This is a genomic window from Actinoalloteichus caeruleus (genome assembly GCF_049311605.1).
Taxonomy (GTDB): domain Bacteria; phylum Actinomycetota; class Actinomycetes; order Mycobacteriales; family Pseudonocardiaceae; genus Actinoalloteichus_B; species Actinoalloteichus_B caeruleus.
Window position 1 is genome coordinate 5,134,125 of the sequence record NZ_CP186005.1, and the last position, 15,551, is coordinate 5,149,675.

At 72.7% G+C, this 15,551-nt stretch carries 17 protein-coding genes; 7 read left to right on the forward strand and 10 right to left on the reverse strand.

Translation table 11 applies throughout. The features are described from left to right. Positions 1 to 150: 150 nt before the first annotated feature. The 3 genes from ACOJVX_RS20970 to ACOJVX_RS20980 are packed head-to-tail and all read right to left on the reverse strand — an operon-like array spanning position 151 to position 1,363. A complete protein-coding gene (locus ACOJVX_RS20970; RefSeq protein WP_422647038.1) occupies positions 151 to 747 on the reverse strand; it encodes a hypothetical protein in 597 nt (198 codons plus the stop codon). Beyond that, positions 735 to 1,214: a NucA/NucB deoxyribonuclease domain-containing protein gene (locus ACOJVX_RS20975; protein WP_418153723.1), complete on the reverse strand. Its 480-nt coding sequence runs from the start codon at positions 1,212 to 1,214 to the stop codon at positions 735 to 737. The genes ACOJVX_RS20970 and ACOJVX_RS20975 overlap by 13 nt, the downstream gene beginning before the upstream one ends. Further along, on the reverse strand, positions 1,214 to 1,363 hold the full coding sequence (locus ACOJVX_RS20980; protein ID WP_156038468.1) for a hypothetical protein: 150 nt from the start codon (positions 1,361 to 1,363) through the stop codon (positions 1,214 to 1,216). Before ACOJVX_RS20980 ends, ACOJVX_RS20975 begins: the two co-directional genes overlap by 1 nt. Positions 1,364 to 1,714: 351 nt before the next feature. On the opposite strand from ACOJVX_RS20980, the gene ACOJVX_RS20985 reads away from it, so the two are divergent. After that, a complete protein-coding gene (locus ACOJVX_RS20985; protein ID WP_418153722.1) occupies positions 1,715 to 2,758 on the forward strand; it encodes a MerR family transcriptional regulator in 1,044 nt (347 codons plus the stop codon). 45 nt (positions 2,759 to 2,803) lie between these two features. Here the strand turns inward: ACOJVX_RS20985 and ACOJVX_RS20990 are convergent, their stop codons facing one another. The 4 genes from ACOJVX_RS20990 to ACOJVX_RS21005 all read right to left on the reverse strand — a co-directional run bounded on the left by ACOJVX_RS20990 (position 2,804) and on the right by ACOJVX_RS21005 (position 6,807). Then, positions 2,804 to 3,529 (reverse strand): class I SAM-dependent methyltransferase, encoded by a 726-nt coding sequence (locus ACOJVX_RS20990; RefSeq protein WP_418153721.1) that lies wholly within the window; start codon positions 3,527 to 3,529, stop codon positions 2,804 to 2,806. Positions 3,530 to 3,715: 186 nt separating this feature from the next. Continuing rightward, positions 3,716 to 4,234, reverse strand: coding sequence for a methylated-DNA--[protein]-cysteine S-methyltransferase (locus ACOJVX_RS20995; RefSeq protein WP_422647039.1), 519 nt, complete (start codon positions 4,232 to 4,234; stop codon positions 3,716 to 3,718). 61 nt (positions 4,235 to 4,295) lie between these two features. Next, positions 4,296 to 5,765, reverse strand: coding sequence for an AlkA N-terminal domain-containing protein (locus tag ACOJVX_RS21000; RefSeq protein ID WP_422647040.1), 1,470 nt, complete (start codon positions 5,763 to 5,765; stop codon positions 4,296 to 4,298). Positions 5,766 to 5,862: 97 nt separating this feature from the next. Next, positions 5,863 to 6,807 carry a hydrogen peroxide-inducible genes activator gene (locus ACOJVX_RS21005; protein ID WP_422647041.1) on the reverse strand — a complete coding sequence of 315 codons (945 nt, stop codon included), beginning with the start codon at positions 6,805 to 6,807 and terminating at the stop codon, positions 5,863 to 5,865. Between the two features lie 94 nt (positions 6,808 to 6,901). Between ACOJVX_RS21005 and ACOJVX_RS21010 the strand changes: the two genes are divergently transcribed. Then, a complete protein-coding gene (locus tag ACOJVX_RS21010) occupies positions 6,902 to 7,453 on the forward strand; it encodes a peroxiredoxin (RefSeq protein ID WP_026419027.1) in 552 nt (183 codons plus the stop codon). Next, entirely contained in the window at positions 7,453 to 7,989 is a 537-nt protein-coding gene (locus tag ACOJVX_RS21015; protein ID WP_026419028.1) for a carboxymuconolactone decarboxylase family protein, read from the forward strand. Before ACOJVX_RS21010 ends, ACOJVX_RS21015 begins: the two co-directional genes overlap by 1 nt. A gap of 114 nt (positions 7,990 to 8,103) precedes the next feature. Here the strand turns inward: ACOJVX_RS21015 and ACOJVX_RS21020 are convergent, their stop codons facing one another. Beyond that, the gene (locus tag ACOJVX_RS21020; RefSeq protein ID WP_418155474.1) at positions 8,104 to 9,186 is read right to left on the reverse strand and encodes a D-alanine--D-alanine ligase family protein; all 1,083 of its coding nucleotides are present in this window, start codon (positions 9,184 to 9,186) and stop codon (positions 8,104 to 8,106) included. After that, entirely contained in the window at positions 9,179 to 10,351 is a 1,173-nt protein-coding gene (gene alr, locus ACOJVX_RS21025) for an alanine racemase (protein ID WP_026419030.1), read from the reverse strand. Before alr ends, ACOJVX_RS21020 begins: the two co-directional genes overlap by 8 nt. Positions 10,352 to 10,598: 247 nt before the next feature. Here alr and ACOJVX_RS21030 point away from each other — a divergent pair, with 247 nt between their 5' ends. The 4 genes from ACOJVX_RS21030 (at position 10,599) to ACOJVX_RS21045 (ending at position 14,919) form a co-directional block, all read left to right on the forward strand. After that, positions 10,599 to 11,279 carry a response regulator transcription factor gene (locus ACOJVX_RS21030; protein WP_026419031.1) on the forward strand — a complete coding sequence of 227 codons (681 nt, stop codon included), beginning with the start codon at positions 10,599 to 10,601 and terminating at the stop codon, positions 11,277 to 11,279. Continuing rightward, positions 11,276 to 12,724, forward strand: a complete 1,449-nt coding sequence (locus ACOJVX_RS21035; RefSeq protein WP_422647042.1) for a sensor histidine kinase — start codon at positions 11,276 to 11,278, stop codon at positions 12,722 to 12,724. The genes ACOJVX_RS21030 and ACOJVX_RS21035 overlap by 4 nt, the downstream gene beginning before the upstream one ends. Positions 12,725 to 12,948: 224 nt before the next feature. Beyond that, entirely contained in the window at positions 12,949 to 13,509 is a 561-nt protein-coding gene (locus tag ACOJVX_RS21040; RefSeq protein WP_103056139.1) for a hypothetical protein, read from the forward strand. Between the two features lie 657 nt (positions 13,510 to 14,166). Further along, the gene (locus ACOJVX_RS21045; protein WP_418155472.1) at positions 14,167 to 14,919 is read left to right on the forward strand and encodes an alpha/beta fold hydrolase; all 753 of its coding nucleotides are present in this window, start codon (positions 14,167 to 14,169) and stop codon (positions 14,917 to 14,919) included. 109 nt (positions 14,920 to 15,028) lie between these two features. Here the strand turns inward: ACOJVX_RS21045 and ACOJVX_RS21050 are convergent, their stop codons facing one another. After that, the gene (locus tag ACOJVX_RS21050) at positions 15,029 to 15,550 is read right to left on the reverse strand and encodes a hypothetical protein (protein WP_030105744.1); all 522 of its coding nucleotides are present in this window, start codon (positions 15,548 to 15,550) and stop codon (positions 15,029 to 15,031) included. Between the last annotated feature and the right edge of the window lies 1 nt (position 15,551).

Sequence of the window (15,551 nt, forward strand, 5' to 3'; positions counted from 1 at the left end):
TGAACCTTCACGAAACCGTGCTCGAGGTGAGACACCAGGATTCTCCGAGCCTACCCGCTGAACGCGATGAGGCCATCCTGGAAGTTCAGAGCTGACGTTCCGGGAAGTGACCGTGGATTCCTCGCTCTGGTCGGCGTCCGTTCGCGCGTCTCAGGGCGTCCGAGCCTTCGAGTCATCCGCCAGGAGCTGGTCGGGATCCGGGATGCGGTAGGTGGGAAGTGGCGTGGTGAACCAGCTCCGGTCGACCGCGAGCCCGGTGCGCAGCTCGACGGCCGCGAAGCTTGAGGCGTTGGGCCACTCGTCATCGAACACGGTGTCCTCGGCCCATGCGGGAACGAGGTCGCCAGCGCCACCCGGCTCCGCGATGAGGAACGGGTTGAACCAGGACACGACGGCGCCGCCCCGGGCCTCCACCACCCGCCGCGTGCCGGACATGCTCCAGTGCACGCTGAGGAAGAAACCCCTCGACGACGCGCGGCGCGCGATCCCGGGCAGATTGCCCGCCCACCCGTTCGGCTCGATCATGACGGTGCGCGACCCTTCGGTGAGCACCTGGACATGGAAGTAGGAGCCGAAATCCTCCTGCGGAACCCACGCGTCGTCATGTGTCAGAAGAACAGGCCCCCTTCCGCTGCCACCGTAGGCCGACACCACCTCGTCCACTGAACCGCAGGTGGTTACGGCGAGCGTGAGCACCAGGTCTTCGTCCTGGTCGGCCCAGCGGTACTTCTCGATCAGCTCCCGCATGTCGACTGGTCCTCCGCGATGTCCTGTCCCTGGTACGGCTCTACCGCGACCCGATGGGGGTTGCTGATGACGACGAGTAAATCGTCTCCAGCCCTTATTCCCTGCCACCGGTACGCGGCCGCGAGGGTTCCCCCTCGGCAGTCCTGTTCCCGCGCCGGAACCTCCTCGGTACGGGCACCGATGCCCCCCTGAACCGTCGAGGCGAAGGCGTACTCGTCACACGAACCGTCTACATGCTTTTTGACGAAGCCACCACAGGCGGCCTTGTAGTTCGCGTGCCGTGACACGCCGCTGCGGGTGAGGACGTGGTCTTTGCCCTCGCTCCAGGCAAGCGAGATATTCCGAGTAATGTGCGGCATCCTCGCCGCATCCATGATGACAACCTTGACCTCCCCACAACGCTTCTGCCTGAGCACCCGCGTTGTCGTGCACTTCCGCACCACGGATGCCGCGTCGTCGGCAACCATCACCGCCTCGTCGCCCACCCCGATGACAACTGGTCGCCGATCAGCGCACCTCGTACGGCGTCCTCCACCTCGTCCACCCCGAAGTAGGCCACCGCGCCTCCGACAAGCAACAGCGGAAGGAGGAAGCCGCCTTTGGCTTTCGTGGCCACCCGGCTCCCCCCCTATCGCGCACACCGAGTGCACCTCATAGGCAATCCACGTTGTACAGTCAAGTACGACAGTAGCCGCCAGTCTCCGGGATTCCGTTTCCTACGACGCGCGGCCACCGGGGAGATCACCAGTCCCCACAAGCCGTACGCGCGGCGGGCTCATCGCGGCGGCACCGCACCGCGATCGAATTTCTCCGGAATCGGATCACGACCAGCGCCGACAGTGGGAGCGAGCGGTTCGGCAGGAGCGCTGCCCGAGCGAGCCCCAGGTAACCCGCCGACCGCCCTCCCGGCACCGGCTGCCCGTGCTGGCTTGAGTCTCATGCCACTTGAGACCCGATAGTGGGCACCGTGAACGAGAACGAGCTGTACTCCATCGGCGACGTGGCGCGCCGCACCGGGCTGAGCGTCAGCGCCGTCCGCTACTACTCCGACGCGGGAATCGTCACCCCGACCGAGCAGACCCCCGCCGGCTACCGGCACTACGACGTCCAGGCCATCGCGCGCCTGGAGTTCGTGCGCACCCTCCGCGAGCTCGACGCGGGCCTGGACGACATCCGCCGGGTGCTCGCCGGTGAGACGACGCTCCACGACCTCGCCGCCGCGCACCTGGCCGTGGTCGAGGAGCAGACGCGCCGCTTCCAGGCCAGGCGGGCCGTGCTGCGCAGCATCCTGCGGCAGGACACCCCGGACGGCCAGGTGGTGCTGATGCACCGGCTCGTCTCGATGTCCGACGAGGACCGGGAACGGCTGCTCGACGAGTTCTGGGCCGAGGTGTCCGAAGGCCTCGACGTCAACCCCGCGATGATCGACCGCCTCAGCCAGACGCGGGCGGTACTGCCGGACGACCCCACCCCCGAGCAGCTGGAAGCGTGGATCGAACTGGCCGACCTGGTGCGGGACGAGGACTTCCGCGCGGCCGTCCGCAGCCACCTCCGCGAGGAGTGCTCGACGGAGGCGGGGCGGATCATGTCCTCCTCGTCGATGCTCGACTCCATCGACGAGGGAACCCCGATCATGGCGGAGGCGCTGGAGGCCCGCCGGGCCGGGATACCGGTGGACTCGTCCAGGGCCCGGGAGATCGCCGACCGGTACTCGGCCTGGCTCTCCGGGGTGTGCGGCAAACCGGACTGCCCCGAGTTCCGCCAGCAGTCGGCGAAGCAGCTGCGGATTGCCCTGGAGCTGCACGGCACCAGGAACGCCGAGGCCGATCCCCACTGGGAGTCGCCGTTCACCGGCCCCCACGACCGGTACCTGGACCTGGTGGCCACCATCAACGGGCACCCCACGAGCGACGAACTCGTCGACATGGTGGCCGACCAGGTGCCCTACGCCTGGCTCGCCGACGCCCTCACGGCCTCCGCCAGCTCCTCCGAGCCGGGGACGGCTGCCTGAACCAGCCCTCCGGTGGACGGGACGGTCGAGGACGCCACGCCGGGTTCAGGCGCTGCGCCGGGCGAGGAACACGTACTCCCGGTCAGGGCGGTCGGGGGCGTCCCGGACGTCCCGCACCTCGAACCCGGTCGCCACCAGGCTCTCCTCGACCTCGTCCCGGGTGCGGAACCGCAGCGTCGAGTCGGAGGCGAGGACGGTGTCCTCGGCCAGGAACCGGTAGACGTGCCGGAAGGACACGAACGGCAGGGCCACCTCGGTCACCTCAACGCGCGCCTCCACCGGCCCCTCCCCGGGCACCTCGCGGACGACGGGGGTGGCGACGGCCCACTTCTCCCAGGCCCGGCGCTCGGGCCGTCTGGTCTCGAACACCAGGTGACCGCCGGGGCGGAGGGCGGCGCGCGCCGCGCGCAGGGCGCCGAGCCAGTCGTCGTCTCCGAGGAAGACCTGTGCGACGTTCCCGGTCATCACCGCGAGGTCGGCGTCGACGGCCGGGGCCGCCGTGGCGTCGCCGTGGACCCAGGTGATCCGTCCCGCCGGGTCCTTCGCGCGGGCGGCCCGCAGCGACTCCGCCGCCGGGTCGACGCCCACGACCTCGTGCCCGCGCTCGGCGAGCAGGACGGCCAGGGACCCGGTGCCGCAGCCGAGGTCGAGCACCCGGCGGGCACCCAGTTCGTCGACGATGGCGAGGTAGTGGGTCAGGTCGTCCCGCTCACCGTCGAAGGTGTCGTAGAGGGCGACGAGCCTGGGGTGGGTGAAGATCGCGTCCGGCATCGGGCGACGCTATCCGCGGTGCCCCCGGTTCGGCCACGGCTTTTCCGGTGCGCCGGGGCCCTCCCGCTCACGACCCGGCACCGAGCGGGTCCTCCTCGCCGGGAGGACGGACCCGAACGGCGTCCCCGGACGCGGGCGGGTGGTCCGCCGGGGCGCGCCAGGCCCGGCCGGCCGCTCCTCCGAGCCTCAGAGCAGTGCCCGGCCGCTCACCCGTCGTTCGAGGTCGAGGAGGGTGCGTTTCCGTTCCACGCCCCCGGCGTAGCCGGTGAGGCCGCCGGTGGAACCCACCACCCGGTGGCAGGGCACGATGACGCTGATCGGGTTGCGGCCGTTGGCCAGGCCGACGGCCCGGGACGCGGAGGGGCGACCCATCCTCGCGGCCAGCTCGCCGTAGGAGACCGTCTCCCCGTAGGGGATGGCGCGGAGCTGGGCCCAGACCTGCTGTTGGAAGGGTGTTCCGTGCGGCGCCAGCGGCAGGTCGAAATCGGTGCGCCGCCCGGCGAAGTACTCCGCCAGCTGCTGGGCGACCAGGTCGAACCCGGTGTCGTCCCGCGTGCCGAAGGTGTCGCCGTCCGGGCGGTGGCGGTGCTCCTCCATGTAGACGCCGGCCAGCACGCCGTCGGTGGCGACCAGGGTCAGCGCCCCGATCGGGCTGTCGACGACGGTGTGGGTTCGACGCCCGTCGGGCGTCGCTGCGGTGCTCATGTCGAAATCTCCCTGCGAACGTCGTTCTCTCACATGGTCCGCCCCGCCGGAGGGGCGCCGCTCAGGCGGGTAAGCGGTTCATGAGGTGGCTGGTGGTGGACCACAGGTACTGCACGGCGTAGGCGCGCCAGGGCCGCCACGCCTCGGCACGGCGGGTCAGCGCCCCGGGCGTGTGCGGCAGCCCCACTGCCCTGGTCGCGTGCCGGATCCCCAGGTCGGTGGCGACGAAGGCGTCCGGGTCGCCGAGTGCCCGCATCGCGATCGTCTCCACCGTCCAGTCCCCCAGGCCGGGCAGCGGCCGGAGTTCGGCGCGGGCCCGGTCCCAGTCCGCTCCCGGGCCGAGGTCGAGGTCTCCCGCCGCCAGCCGGGCGACCAGGGTGGTCAGGGTGGCCCGCCGGGTGCGGGGCAGGGCGAGGCTGTCCGGGTCGAGACCGGCCAGGGTCCCCGGTTCGGGGAAGAGGTGGGTGAGGCCACCGTCCGGTGCGGCCAGCGGTTCCCCGTGGGCGGCGACCAGCCGGCCGGCGTGGGTGCGGGCGGCCGCCGTGGAGACCTGCTGGCCGAGGACGGCGCGGACGGCGAACTCCGGCCCGTCCGCCGCGCGGGGAACGCGCCGGCCCGGGCCGGCGTGGACCAGCGGCGCCAAGGCGGGATCGCCGGTGAGCAGCTCGTCGACCGCGACCGGGTCGGCGTCGAGGTCCAGCAGCCACCGGCACCGGTTGATCGCGGCGGACAGGTCGCGCAGGTCGGAGAGGGTGAGCCGGCACCCGATGTGGTCGGTCTCCGGTCGCAGGGCCACCACGGCCGGTCCGTGGGGAAGTCGCAGCGCGCGGCGGAACGCGCCGTCGCGCCACTCCTCGACGCCGGGGACCGCGGTGACCGCGAGGTGGCCGAAAAGGCTGTCCGGGGTGAACGGCCGGCGGAACGGCAACCGCACGGCCAGGGTCCCCGGGGTTCGGGGCGGCGCTCCACCGCGCACCCTCGACCGCAGCTCGGTCGGGGTGAGGCCGAAGACCGCCTGGACGGTGTCGTTGAACGAGCGGACGCTGGCGAAGCCGGCGGCGAAGGCGACGTCGGCCATCCGCAGGCTGGACGTCTCGATCAGCAGACGCGCGGTCTGCGCCCGCTGGGCCCTGGCCAGCGCCAGCGGCCCCGCGCCGAGCTCGGCCACCAGTTGCCGCTCCACCTGGCGGGGGCCGTAGCCGAGGCGGGCGGCCAGGCCGGGAACGCCGTCCCGGTCCACCACCCCGTCAGCGATGAGCCGCATCGCCCTGGCCACCAGGTCCGCCCGTTCGTTCCACTCGGGTGAGCCGGGGCTGGCGTCCGGGCGGCACCGCTTGCACGCCCGGAACCCCGCCTGCTGCGCCGAGGCGGCGCTGGGGTGGAAGCTCATGTTCTCCGGTTTGGGTGGCACCACGGGGCAGCTGGGTCGGCAGTAGATGCCGGTGGTGAGCACCGCCGTGTAGAACCACCCGTCGAAGCGGGCGTCCCTGGACCGCACCGCTCGCACGCACCGGTCCCGGTCGAGAAGCATGCGACCAGCATGCCCCAGTTCAGGGGGCTGCTCTGGCAGGAATCCGACATCACCCTCCGGTGGCCCGCCCCGGTCCCTCCTGGCGCTGGGGCGGGTGTCAGACCCGGTCCGGGGCCAGTCGCACCGGCATCCGGCGGGCCCGCACCGCCCGCCGCAGCTCGTGGGCGATCGCGGTGAACTCGGCCTCGCGGCCGGCGCTGTCCCGGTACACCACCCCGATGCGACGTCCCGGCTTCGGGGAGGCGAACCGGCTGACCCGCAGCTGGTTGCGGCGGGTCTCCAGGCTCACGGCGCTCGCCGGCAGCAGCGTCACCCCCATGCCCGCCGCCACCAGCTGCACCAGGGTGGTGAGGCTGGTCGCCCTGGCCGCGGTCTCCACGCCGGTGCCCACCTCGCGGCAGACGTCGAGGGCCTGGTCCCGCAGGCAGTGCCCCTCCTCCAGGAGCAGCACGTCCAGGTCCCGCAGCGCCTGCCGCGAGATCACCTGCCGCTCCGCCAGCGGGTGGTCCTTCGGGGTGACCAACACGAAGTCCTCCGCGTAGAGGAGGAGTGCGGCCAGGTTGCGGTCGACCACCGGCAGGGCGAGCACGGCGAGGTCCAGTCGCCCGGTGGTGGCGCCGTCGAGCAGCGGCGCGGTCCGCTCCTCGTGGACCTCGATCTCCAGTTCGGGGAAGGCACGGCGGAGGGCCGGCAACGCGACGGGCAGCAGGTAGGGGGCGACGGTGGGGATGATGCCCAGCCGCAGCCGGCCGGTGAAGGGACGACCGAAGACCGCGACCTCGGTCACGAGGGCGTCCATCGCGTCCAGCACGGCCCGGGCACGTGGCACGAGTCGCTCACCGGTCGCGGTGAGCATCACCCGGCGTGTGGTGCGTTCCACAAGGCGCGCGCCCAGCGCGTCCTCGCAGGCGGCGATCGCCGCCGACAGGGTGGGCTGGGTCACGCCCAACGAGGAGGCGGCCGCTCTGAAGTGCAGGAACTCCGCGACGGCGAGGAACGCCCTGAGCTGTGCCAGGCTCGGCGCGCGCTCACTGATCGGCATGGCCGATCAGTGTAGGTGGCGGAGTCGATTTCCCCTATCAATGCTGGCGGAGCAAGGTTGGTGGCGCATTCGGAGCAACACGACAGGAGAGAACGTGCTCACCGTTGGCCAGCAGTTTCCCGAGTACGCGCTGACCGCGTGCGTGTCCCTCGACGCCGACAAGGCGTTCGAGACGATCGACAACAAGTCGTACCAGGGCAAGTGGCGCGTCGTCTTCTTCTGGCCGAAGGACTTCACCTTCGTCTGCCCGACCGAGATCGCCACCTTCGGCCGGCTGAACGAGGAGTTCGCCGACCGCGACGCCCAGGTGCTCGGCGTCTCCGTCGACTCGGAGTACGTGCACCACGCGTGGCGGAAGAACCACGACGACCTGCGGGACCTGCCCTTCCCGATGCTCAGCGACATCAAGCGGGAACTCTCCGAGGCCTGCGGCGTACTCGGTGGCGACGGTGTCGCCCAGCGGGCCACCTTCATCGTCGACCCCGACAACGAGATCCAGTTCGTCATGGTGACGGCCGGTTCCGTTGGCCGGAACGTGGAGGAGGTGCTGCGGGTGCTCGACGCCCTCCAGACCGACGAGCTGTGCCCCTGCAACTGGAACAAGGGTGAGGGCACCCTCGACGCCGCGAAGCTGTTGGACGCCTGATGTCACTGGACGCGTTGAGGAGCGCGCTGCCCGCCTACGCCAAGGACACCAAGCTAAACCTCGGTTCGGTGATCGGCACCTCCACGCTGCCCAAGCAGCGGCTGTGGGGCACGGTGCTGGCGGTGGCGATCGCCTGCCGCAACGAGCAGGTGCTGCGGGAGCTGGAGTCCGAGGCCAGGGAACACCTGTCCGAGGAGGCGCTGAACGCCGCGAAGGCGGCCGCCTCGATCATGGCGATGAACAACATCTACTACCGGTCGAAGCACCTGATCGGCGACGCCGAGTACGACAACCTGCCGGCGCGGCTGCGCATGCAGGTCATCGGCAACCCCGGTGTGGACAAGGTGGACTTCGAGCTGTGGTCGTTGGCGGTCAGCGCCATCACCGGTTGCGGTGTCTGCCTGGAGTCGCACGAGAAGACGCTGCGGAAGTCGGACCTGCCCCGGGAGACGATCCACGAGGCACTGCGCGTGGCGGCCGTGGTGCACGCCGCCGCCGTGACGCTGGACGCGGAGCGGGTGCTGTCCGGGGTGTGACCCCCGACCCGCGCCCCGCTCGACCAGGGCCCGGCCCCGCTCCCCCACCGATGGGAAGTGGAGGCCGGGCCGTCCGCCGCCTGGGCCGGACCAGCTCCCGGCCACCCGCACCCGTCAGGCCCCGGCCGCGGCGGCGGCGACCGGCGTCCGCCGCGCCAGGGCGGTGTCGACCATCGCCGTCAGCAACTCCGAGTAGGACAGGCCGGCCGCCCGCCACATCAGCGGGTACTGGGACGCCGAGGTGAACCCGGGGAAGGTGTTGACCTCGTTGACCACCAGTTCCCCGTCGGCGCGCAGGAAGACGTCCACCCGGAGCAACCCGGCGCAGTCCAGGGCCTCGAACACCGCCACCGCGAGCCGGTCCAGGCGCTCGGCCGTCGAGGCGTCCAGGTTGGCCGGCACGTCGAAGACCGTGCCAACGGACCCGTCGTACTTGGCCTCGTAGTCGAAGAACCGCTGGTCCTCGGCGACCCTGATCTCCAGCGGCGGACTGACCTCCAGGGTGCCGTCGGCGCGCTGAAGCACGCCCACGTCGATCTCCCGACCGGGAACCGCGCCCTCGACCAGCACCTTCCCGTCGCTCTCCCGGGCGGTGGCCAGGGCCGCCGGCAACTGGGCGAGGTCGTCCACCCTGGACACCCCGAGACTGGAGCCGGCGCGGGCCGGTTTGACGAACAGCGGCAACCCGAGCGGGGCCAGGTCCTCCGGGCGGGGCCGCTGCCCCGGTCGCAGCACCAGGCCCGGCGCGACCGGGATCCCCGCCGAGGCCAGCATGGTCTTGGTGTGTTCCTTGTCCATGCCGACCGCGCTGGCCAGCACCCCGTTGCCGACGAAGGGGATGCCGTAGAGCGCCAGCATCGACTGGATCGTCCCGTCCTCCCCGAACGGGCCGTGCAACGCGGGGAACAGGACGTCGACGTCCCGCAGCCGGCGCAGCGCCTCCGTCATGCCCAACGCGGGGGCCGGTCCGGGTGCGCGCCACACGTCCTCGGTCGCGGCCCGGGCACCGGTGGCCGCCGGGTCGGGCCCGTCCTCCTCGATCCGCCACCCGCCGTCCCGGTCGATCAACACCGGGACCACCTGGTGGCGGTCGCGGTCGAGGTGGGTGAGGATGCTCGCCGCGGACTGGCGGGACACCGCGTGTTCCCCGCTGCGGCCGCCGTAGACCACGGCGACCCTGGTTCTCGGCTCAGACAAGGGACAACTCCTCCAGTTCGCGGGTTGCTCGTGCCCCACCGAGGTAGCGGCGGGGTATCCGCGCGCCGATGCCGGTGAGGACCTCGTGCGGGTTGGTCTCCGCCCAGGCCGCCCACTCGGCCGCCGTGGGTTCGCCGTCGTCCCCGGGGCCGAGCACCAGGACCTCGTCGCCGAGGTTCGCCTCGTCCCGGCCGAGGTCGAGGACCAGTTGGTCCATCGCGACGAGACCGGCGACGGGACGCCGACGGCCCGCCAGCAGGGCCGCACCCCGGTTGCTGGCCAGCCGGGGCACACCGTCGGCGAAGCCGACCGGCACCAGGGCGAGCGTGCTCTCCCCGGACGTCCGGTAGCGGTGCTCGTAGGAGACGCCCTCCCCGGCGGGAACCTTCTTCACCAGCACCGTCCTGGACCGCAAGGTCATCGCTGGCCGGAGGCCGCCGCTGCGCCCGGCGACCGGTTCCACCCCGTACAGGGCGATGCCGACCCGCACGAGGTCGTAGTGGGTGGCGGGCTCGGTCAGGGTGGCGGCCGAGTTCGCGAGGTGGCGCAGTTCCGGGTCGAGCCCGGCGTCCCGCGCCTCCCGCAGGGCCAGCTCGAAGGCCCGCACCTGCGTGCCGACCGGCGGCGACGCGGCGGGTGCCCCGGCCGCGCCCAGGTGGGACCAGACACCGCGCACCAGCAGCCGCCCCCGGCGTTGCAGCCACGCCGCCCGGTCCAGGAGGCCGCGCCACGCCGTGTGGTCCGCTCCGCCTCGGCGGAGCCCGGTGTCGACCTTCAGGTGGACGGCCGCGCGGGTGCCGACCCGGGTGGCGCACTCCGCGATCCGCTCCAGGTGCTCGGCGGAGGAGACGCCCAGATCGACACCGGCCAGGATCGCCGCGTCGAAGTCCTCGTCGTGCGCGTGCAGCCAGCTGAGCACCGGGGCCGTCACGCCGGCCTCCCGCAGCCGCAGCGCCTCGGCGTTGGTGGCGACCCCCAACCAGGTCGCGCCCGCGTCGAGCACGGTCCGGGTCACCGGCAACATCCCGTGCCCGAACGCGTCCGCCTTCACCACGGCGAGCACCGGGGCCGTCGCCCTGGCGGCGAGCAGCGCCGTGTTGTGGGCGATCGCGTCGAGGTCCACCGTGGCCTCGGCCAGGCCACCCCGTGCGGTCCAACTCGTCATCGTTCCGTCCTCGGGTCGCGTCCCACCCACGCTAGGAACGGCGTGTGCCAGGACTGTGACCGTTTCTCGACCGTTCCCCACCGGTGCCAGCGGCACTCGGCCCGCTCGGGGATCGCCGGCGCCTCCGGTCGTCACCGCTGGTCAACGGCGGGTCACGGTCCGGAGGGGCGTGTCCGGGTCGTATACCGTGGCGGCCGCGTCCGAGGTGGTGCGGACATCGGCGGAAGACGACGGGGAGCGACGAGCGGTGGCCCGGCTGTTACTGGTGGAGGACGACGACGCGCTGGCCGAGGCCCTCACCCTGGCCCTGCGGGGGCTGGGGCACGAGGTGGTGGCGGCTGGCGGCGGCGAGGGCGGGCTGGAACTGCTGGCCCTCGGGGAGTCGGTCGACCTGCTGCTGGTGGACGTGATGCTGCCCGGCATCGACGGCTTCGAGGTGTGCCGACGGGTGCGGGCGCGCAGCACGCTGCCGATCATCCTGCTCACCGCGCGGGGCGACCCGATCGACGTCGTCGCCGGCCTGGAGTGCGGCGCGGACGACTACGTCGTCAAACCGGTCGAGCCCCGCGTGCTCGACGCCAGGATCAAGGCGGTGCTGCGGCGGAGCGCCAGCGCTCCCGGGCAGGAGGTCGTCCGCATCGGCGAGGTGGCCATCGACCGCACCGCGATGGTGGTGACCCGCGAGGGGCACGAGGTGAACCTGACCTCGACGGAGCTGCGGCTGCTGCTGGAGTTCGCCGACCACTCCGGCCAGGTGCTCACCCGGCAGGTGCTGCTCCGCCGGGTGTGGGACTACGGGTACGTGGGCGACTCGCGGATCGTGGACGCGGCCGTGTCCCGGCTCCGGTCGAAGATCGAACGTGACCCGGCCAACCCGGAACTCGTGTTGACCGTCCGCGGCCTCGGGTACCGGCTGGCGAAACCGTGACCCCCCCTCGCGGCTGGTCGCTCGGGCTGCGCACGAGGATCGCGGCGAGCATCGTGCTCCTCACCGTCGCCGCGAGCGCCGGCGTCGGTTTCGCCTCCTACCGGGTGCAGGCCGACGACAGCACCGAACGCTTCGTGCTCGCGGCCGACGCCTCCTTCCAGTCCACGATCAACCACCTGCGCACCGAGGAGGAGCTCCACGGGGAGGGGCGGGTGGCGGTGCTCGCCGAGGAGATGGACCGCTGGGCGGGGGTGGGTTGGAGCGCGGTCGACCTCGGCGGCGCGCCGGTGTCCTGGCCACCGGCGGAGGGCGAACCGTCCGGTGCCGCCTTCCCGGCGACCGCCGGCGACCCACAGCACCAGAATGCTCCGGTTCCGGCGGAGCTCGTCCGCGAGGCCGTCGTCGGCCACCTCCCGGCTGTCCAGCGCGACCCGTACCGGTCGGGCTGGCTGCTCGTCGCCGGCGAGGTCACCCCCGGGCTCGTCCTCGTGCAGCACTACGGCATGCACCGGCTGGACGACGAGCTGTCCCGGCTCCGCCACCAACTCGCCGCGATCTCCGCCGTCGTCGCGTTCCTCGCCACGGTCGCCGCGATCCTGGCGGCCAACCAGGTGTCCCGACCGCTGCGGACGGCGGCGGACGCGGCCAGGAGGTTCGGGGACGGCGACCTGGGCACCAGGCTCCCGGTCGCCGGGCGGGACGACCTCGCCGACCTCGCCACCGCGTTCAACGCGATGGCCGAACGCCTGAGCCACTCGATCACGGACCTGCGGGCCAAGGACCGGCAGCAGCGGCGGTTCGTCTCGGACGTCACCCACGACCTGCGCACCCCCCTGGCCTCGATGGTGGCGGCGGCGGACAGCCTGAACAGCCTGGACGGCGAGTCGCGGGCGCGGGCGGCGGACCTGCTGACGGTGCAGAGCCGGCGGCTGGCGCGGTTGGTGGAGGACCTGCTGGAGATCTCCCGGTTCGACGCCGGTGTGGTCGAGGTGCTCCGGGAGCCGGTGGACCTGGCGGAGCTGGTGGCCGACGCCGTCGACCTCGCCGCCCCCGACGCCGACATCTCGATCCGGGTGGTGGGTGACGTCCTCGTCACCGGAGACGCCCGCCGGCTGCACACGATCGTGCGGAACCTGCTGACCAACGCCGTGACGCACGGAGCCGAACCGGTGGTGGTCACCGTCGACGGCACCGACTCCGCCACGGTGCTGGTGCGCGTCGCCGACGGCGGCCCCGGTGTCCCCGAGGAACTGGTGCCCATCGTGTTCGACCGCTTCGTCCGGGGTGACGCCTCACGACGGGTCACCGAGGGCAGCGGGCTCGGCCTGTCCATCGCCGCCGAGAACGCGACGGCCCACGACGGGCACCTCGGCGTGCGCAACGCGGACGGCGCCGTGTTCACCGTCACCCTCCCGAGAGGAGAACCCCCGACGACGGCCCCCTGAGGAGGAGGCGTTCGACCAGGCGAGCCGACCAGCGAGGGATTCCTGGTCACCGGGGGTACGCGTCGCACCCGCCCTCGGCGCCCGCCTGCCCCCGGCCCAACGTCTCGGACCGGGCTCTGGACCATCTCGGTTCAGTGTCGAGCACGCGGAGGGCAAAACGGACAGCGCGTCGGTTCCGATACTTCCAGTGACAGCACTACGACATCGTGAGGACAACCGAGACCGTGCGTACCCGACTGACTCCCGTCATCTCCGCCGTCGCCGCGCTGGCCCTGCTCGCGGGCTGCGGCAGCTCGGACGAGGACACCACGCCCGAGACCACCGCCGAGCAGACCGCCGAGGAGGGGGCGGACCAGGCCCAGGAGGCCGCCGCCGAGGAGCCGGCCGGCAACCCGACCTGGGGCGACACCCACGACTTCGACGGCCTGCTGGTCACCTTCTCGGAGCCGAGGGAGCACGAGCCGAGCGAGTACCTCATCCAGGAGATCGACGGCGGCCGCGTCGTGGCCTTCGACATCTCCGTCGAGAACGGCAAGGACGAGGTCTACGACGGAGCGTTGTTCCACACCCAGGCGACCTCCGGGGGCCGGCCGACCGAGGAGCTCTTCGACAGCGGCGGCGGTCTTGACGGCACGGCGATGGGCTTCAGCAGCATCCCCTCCGGCGAGACCGTCACCGTGAGCGCGGGCTGGATCATCCCCGAGGGCAGCAGCGACCTGCGGCTCGAGGTCGCGCCCGAGCTGTTCAACGACGGCGACCCGGTCTTCTTCGAGGGCGAGGTCTGAGCCTCCCCTCGCCGCGCGGGGACGGGCACCACCCCGTCTCCGCGCGCCGCCTCCCGCCGGAGGTGGCGCCGCTCGGCGGTGCGCGCATCACGGCAGTCCCACCGGTCGCGGGGAACCACGACGGCAGCCCCCGGCGCCGCCCGAGTGACCACGCCTCGGGCCCTGGCTTCCGCGTCCCGGCGACCCGGCCTCCCTCCACGTCCCCCGCCAGGGCACGGGCGGTCGTCCCGCCGTCCCGAGGCATCTCAGGCCACGCGAGCGGACGCCCGCCTGGCCGCCCCGGTGCCGGCGCTCAGGGGCTGACGCGTCAGCGACACGGCCCTCCACCACCGCCCGGCTGCCGCCCGCCGGCCCGCCCGCCCCGGGTCGAGACCGGTGCCCCGCACATCAGAGGTGATCCAGCCGCTGCCCGTCCGGTGTGGAGTGATCCCCGGCGAGCTCGGCCTCGGAGCCTCCCCCTCTCCTCGCTCGTCGTGTCGGTGCCGGCTCCTACCCTCGCCGACGGCACCGAGGGTGCCGGTCGACGCCCCACCCCCGCCCGGGCCCCGAGGCGTCCGACCGGGGTGGTGAGGACACCTCGGAGCGCACCGCGCGGCCCCGGGTGGCGGTCGGGACCCGACCGACGAGGACGCGGACCACCTTTCCCTGGAGGACGGTTTGGGCCACTACGCGCGGATCGGCGACGTGCTCACCTGGTACGACGACCACGGAGCCGGGGAACCGCTGCTGCTGCTCCACGGCGGGCTCGGTGACTCCCGGGACTTCGACGGCCTGCTCGACGATCTCACCCCGCACTTCCGGGTCCTGCGCCCCGAACGGCGTGGTCACGGCCGGAGCCCCGACGCGCCCGGTCCGACGGGTTACGCGTCGATGGCCGAGGACACCATCCGGTTCCTGGAGGACGTGGTCGGTGGCCCCGCCCACCTCCTGGGCCACGGCGACGGCGGCACGGTGGCGTTGCTGACGGCGATCCGGCGGCCGGACCTGGTGCGGCGCGCGGTCCTGGTCGGGGCGGTGTTCCACCACGAGGGGCTGGTGCCCGAACTCCGCGCGGCGCTCGCCGAGCACGGCGTGGGACGGGTCCCGGCACCGCTCGCCCTGGCGCACGAGGAGGTCTCACCGCACGGCGCGGGGCACGCGCAGGACCTGTGGGAGCGCCTGATGACGATGATGTCGAGCGAGCCGGCGCTGCGCCGGGAGGACCTGGCCGGGGCGGACGTGCCCGTGCTGGTGATGAGCGGGGACCGCGACGTCGTGTCCCTGGAGCACTCGGTGGCGCTCTACCGAGGACTGCCCACGGCGTCGTTGGCGATCCTGCCCGAGGCCACCCGATCGCTGATCGCCGAGCACCCGGGGCTGTGCGGGCGGATCGCCGGTGACTTCCTCCGGGGTGCGACCGCGCCCGGGTGACGGAACCGGTCGCCGGTTCGAGGGCCGCCGGTGTCCGGCTCGAGTGCGGCTCGGTCGTCTCGACCGACCCGCACTCCCCACCACCGGATGCCGGTCCTCGGCCCGGGTCTCACAGGGCGGCGGAGACCACCAGCGCACCCAGCAGGACGGACAGCGCGACCATCAGCCCCCGTGTCCGGCTGACGACGTCGCTGAGCAGCCGTCCGACGAAACCGGACACCCCGCCCAGCAGGGCGACGACCACCCCGCCCAGCACGTCGGTGTCGACCGCGTCGAGGACGAACAGCAGGACGACCCCGACGACCGCGCCCAGCGCCGCGAACGCGAGGGACGCGGCGAGGGGACCCCACCGCGCCGTGAGCACCCCCAGCGGCCAGCCGAGCAGCAGGGCCGATGGCAGCAGGAGCGCCGCGAGGACCAGTGCGAACACCGACCAGGCAGCCCAGAAGGCGCCCACGGTCGTCGCCGCCGAGGCCTCGTGCGGTACCACGCCGACGAGCGTGGTGACCAGCAGCGAGGACAGCAGCACCGAGGACAGCACTCCCGCGAACAACCGCACCGGTCCTGGAGCGACCGGCGGCGGTTCGAACGTGCGCGTCTCCGGTAACCGTCCCCCAGCGTCGTCCGTCATG

What these genes read in the sequence shown, in the direction of transcription:
- ACOJVX_RS21050 (WP_030105744.1), bottom strand. Translation starts at nt 15,550, where the DNA reads ATGACGGACGACGCTGGGGGACGGTTACCGGAGACGCGCACGTTCGAA.
- ACOJVX_RS21000 (WP_422647040.1), bottom strand. Translation starts at nt 5,765, where the DNA reads ATGCTTCTCGACCGGGACCGGTGCGTGCGAGCGGTGCGGTCCAGGGAC.
- ACOJVX_RS20990 (WP_418153721.1), bottom strand. Translation starts at nt 3,529, where the DNA reads ATGCCGGACGCGATCTTCACCCACCCCAGGCTCGTCGCCCTCTACGAC.
- ACOJVX_RS20970 (WP_422647038.1), bottom strand. Translation starts at nt 747, where the DNA reads ATGCGGGAGCTGATCGAGAAGTACCGCTGGGCCGACCAGGACGAAGAC.
- ACOJVX_RS20995 (WP_422647039.1), bottom strand. Translation starts at nt 4,234, where the DNA reads ATGAGCACCGCAGCGACGCCCGACGGGCGTCGAACCCACACCGTCGTC.
- ACOJVX_RS20975 (WP_418153723.1), bottom strand. Translation starts at nt 1,214, where the DNA reads ATGGTTGCCGACGACGCGGCATCCGTGGTGCGGAAGTGCACGACAACG.
- ACOJVX_RS21015 (WP_026419028.1), top strand. Translation starts at nt 7,453, where the DNA reads ATGTCACTGGACGCGTTGAGGAGCGCGCTGCCCGCCTACGCCAAGGAC.
- ACOJVX_RS21005 (WP_422647041.1), bottom strand. Translation starts at nt 6,807, where the DNA reads ATGCCGATCAGTGAGCGCGCGCCGAGCCTGGCACAGCTCAGGGCGTTC.
- alr (WP_026419030.1), bottom strand. Translation starts at nt 10,351, where the DNA reads ATGACGAGTTGGACCGCACGGGGTGGCCTGGCCGAGGCCACGGTGGAC.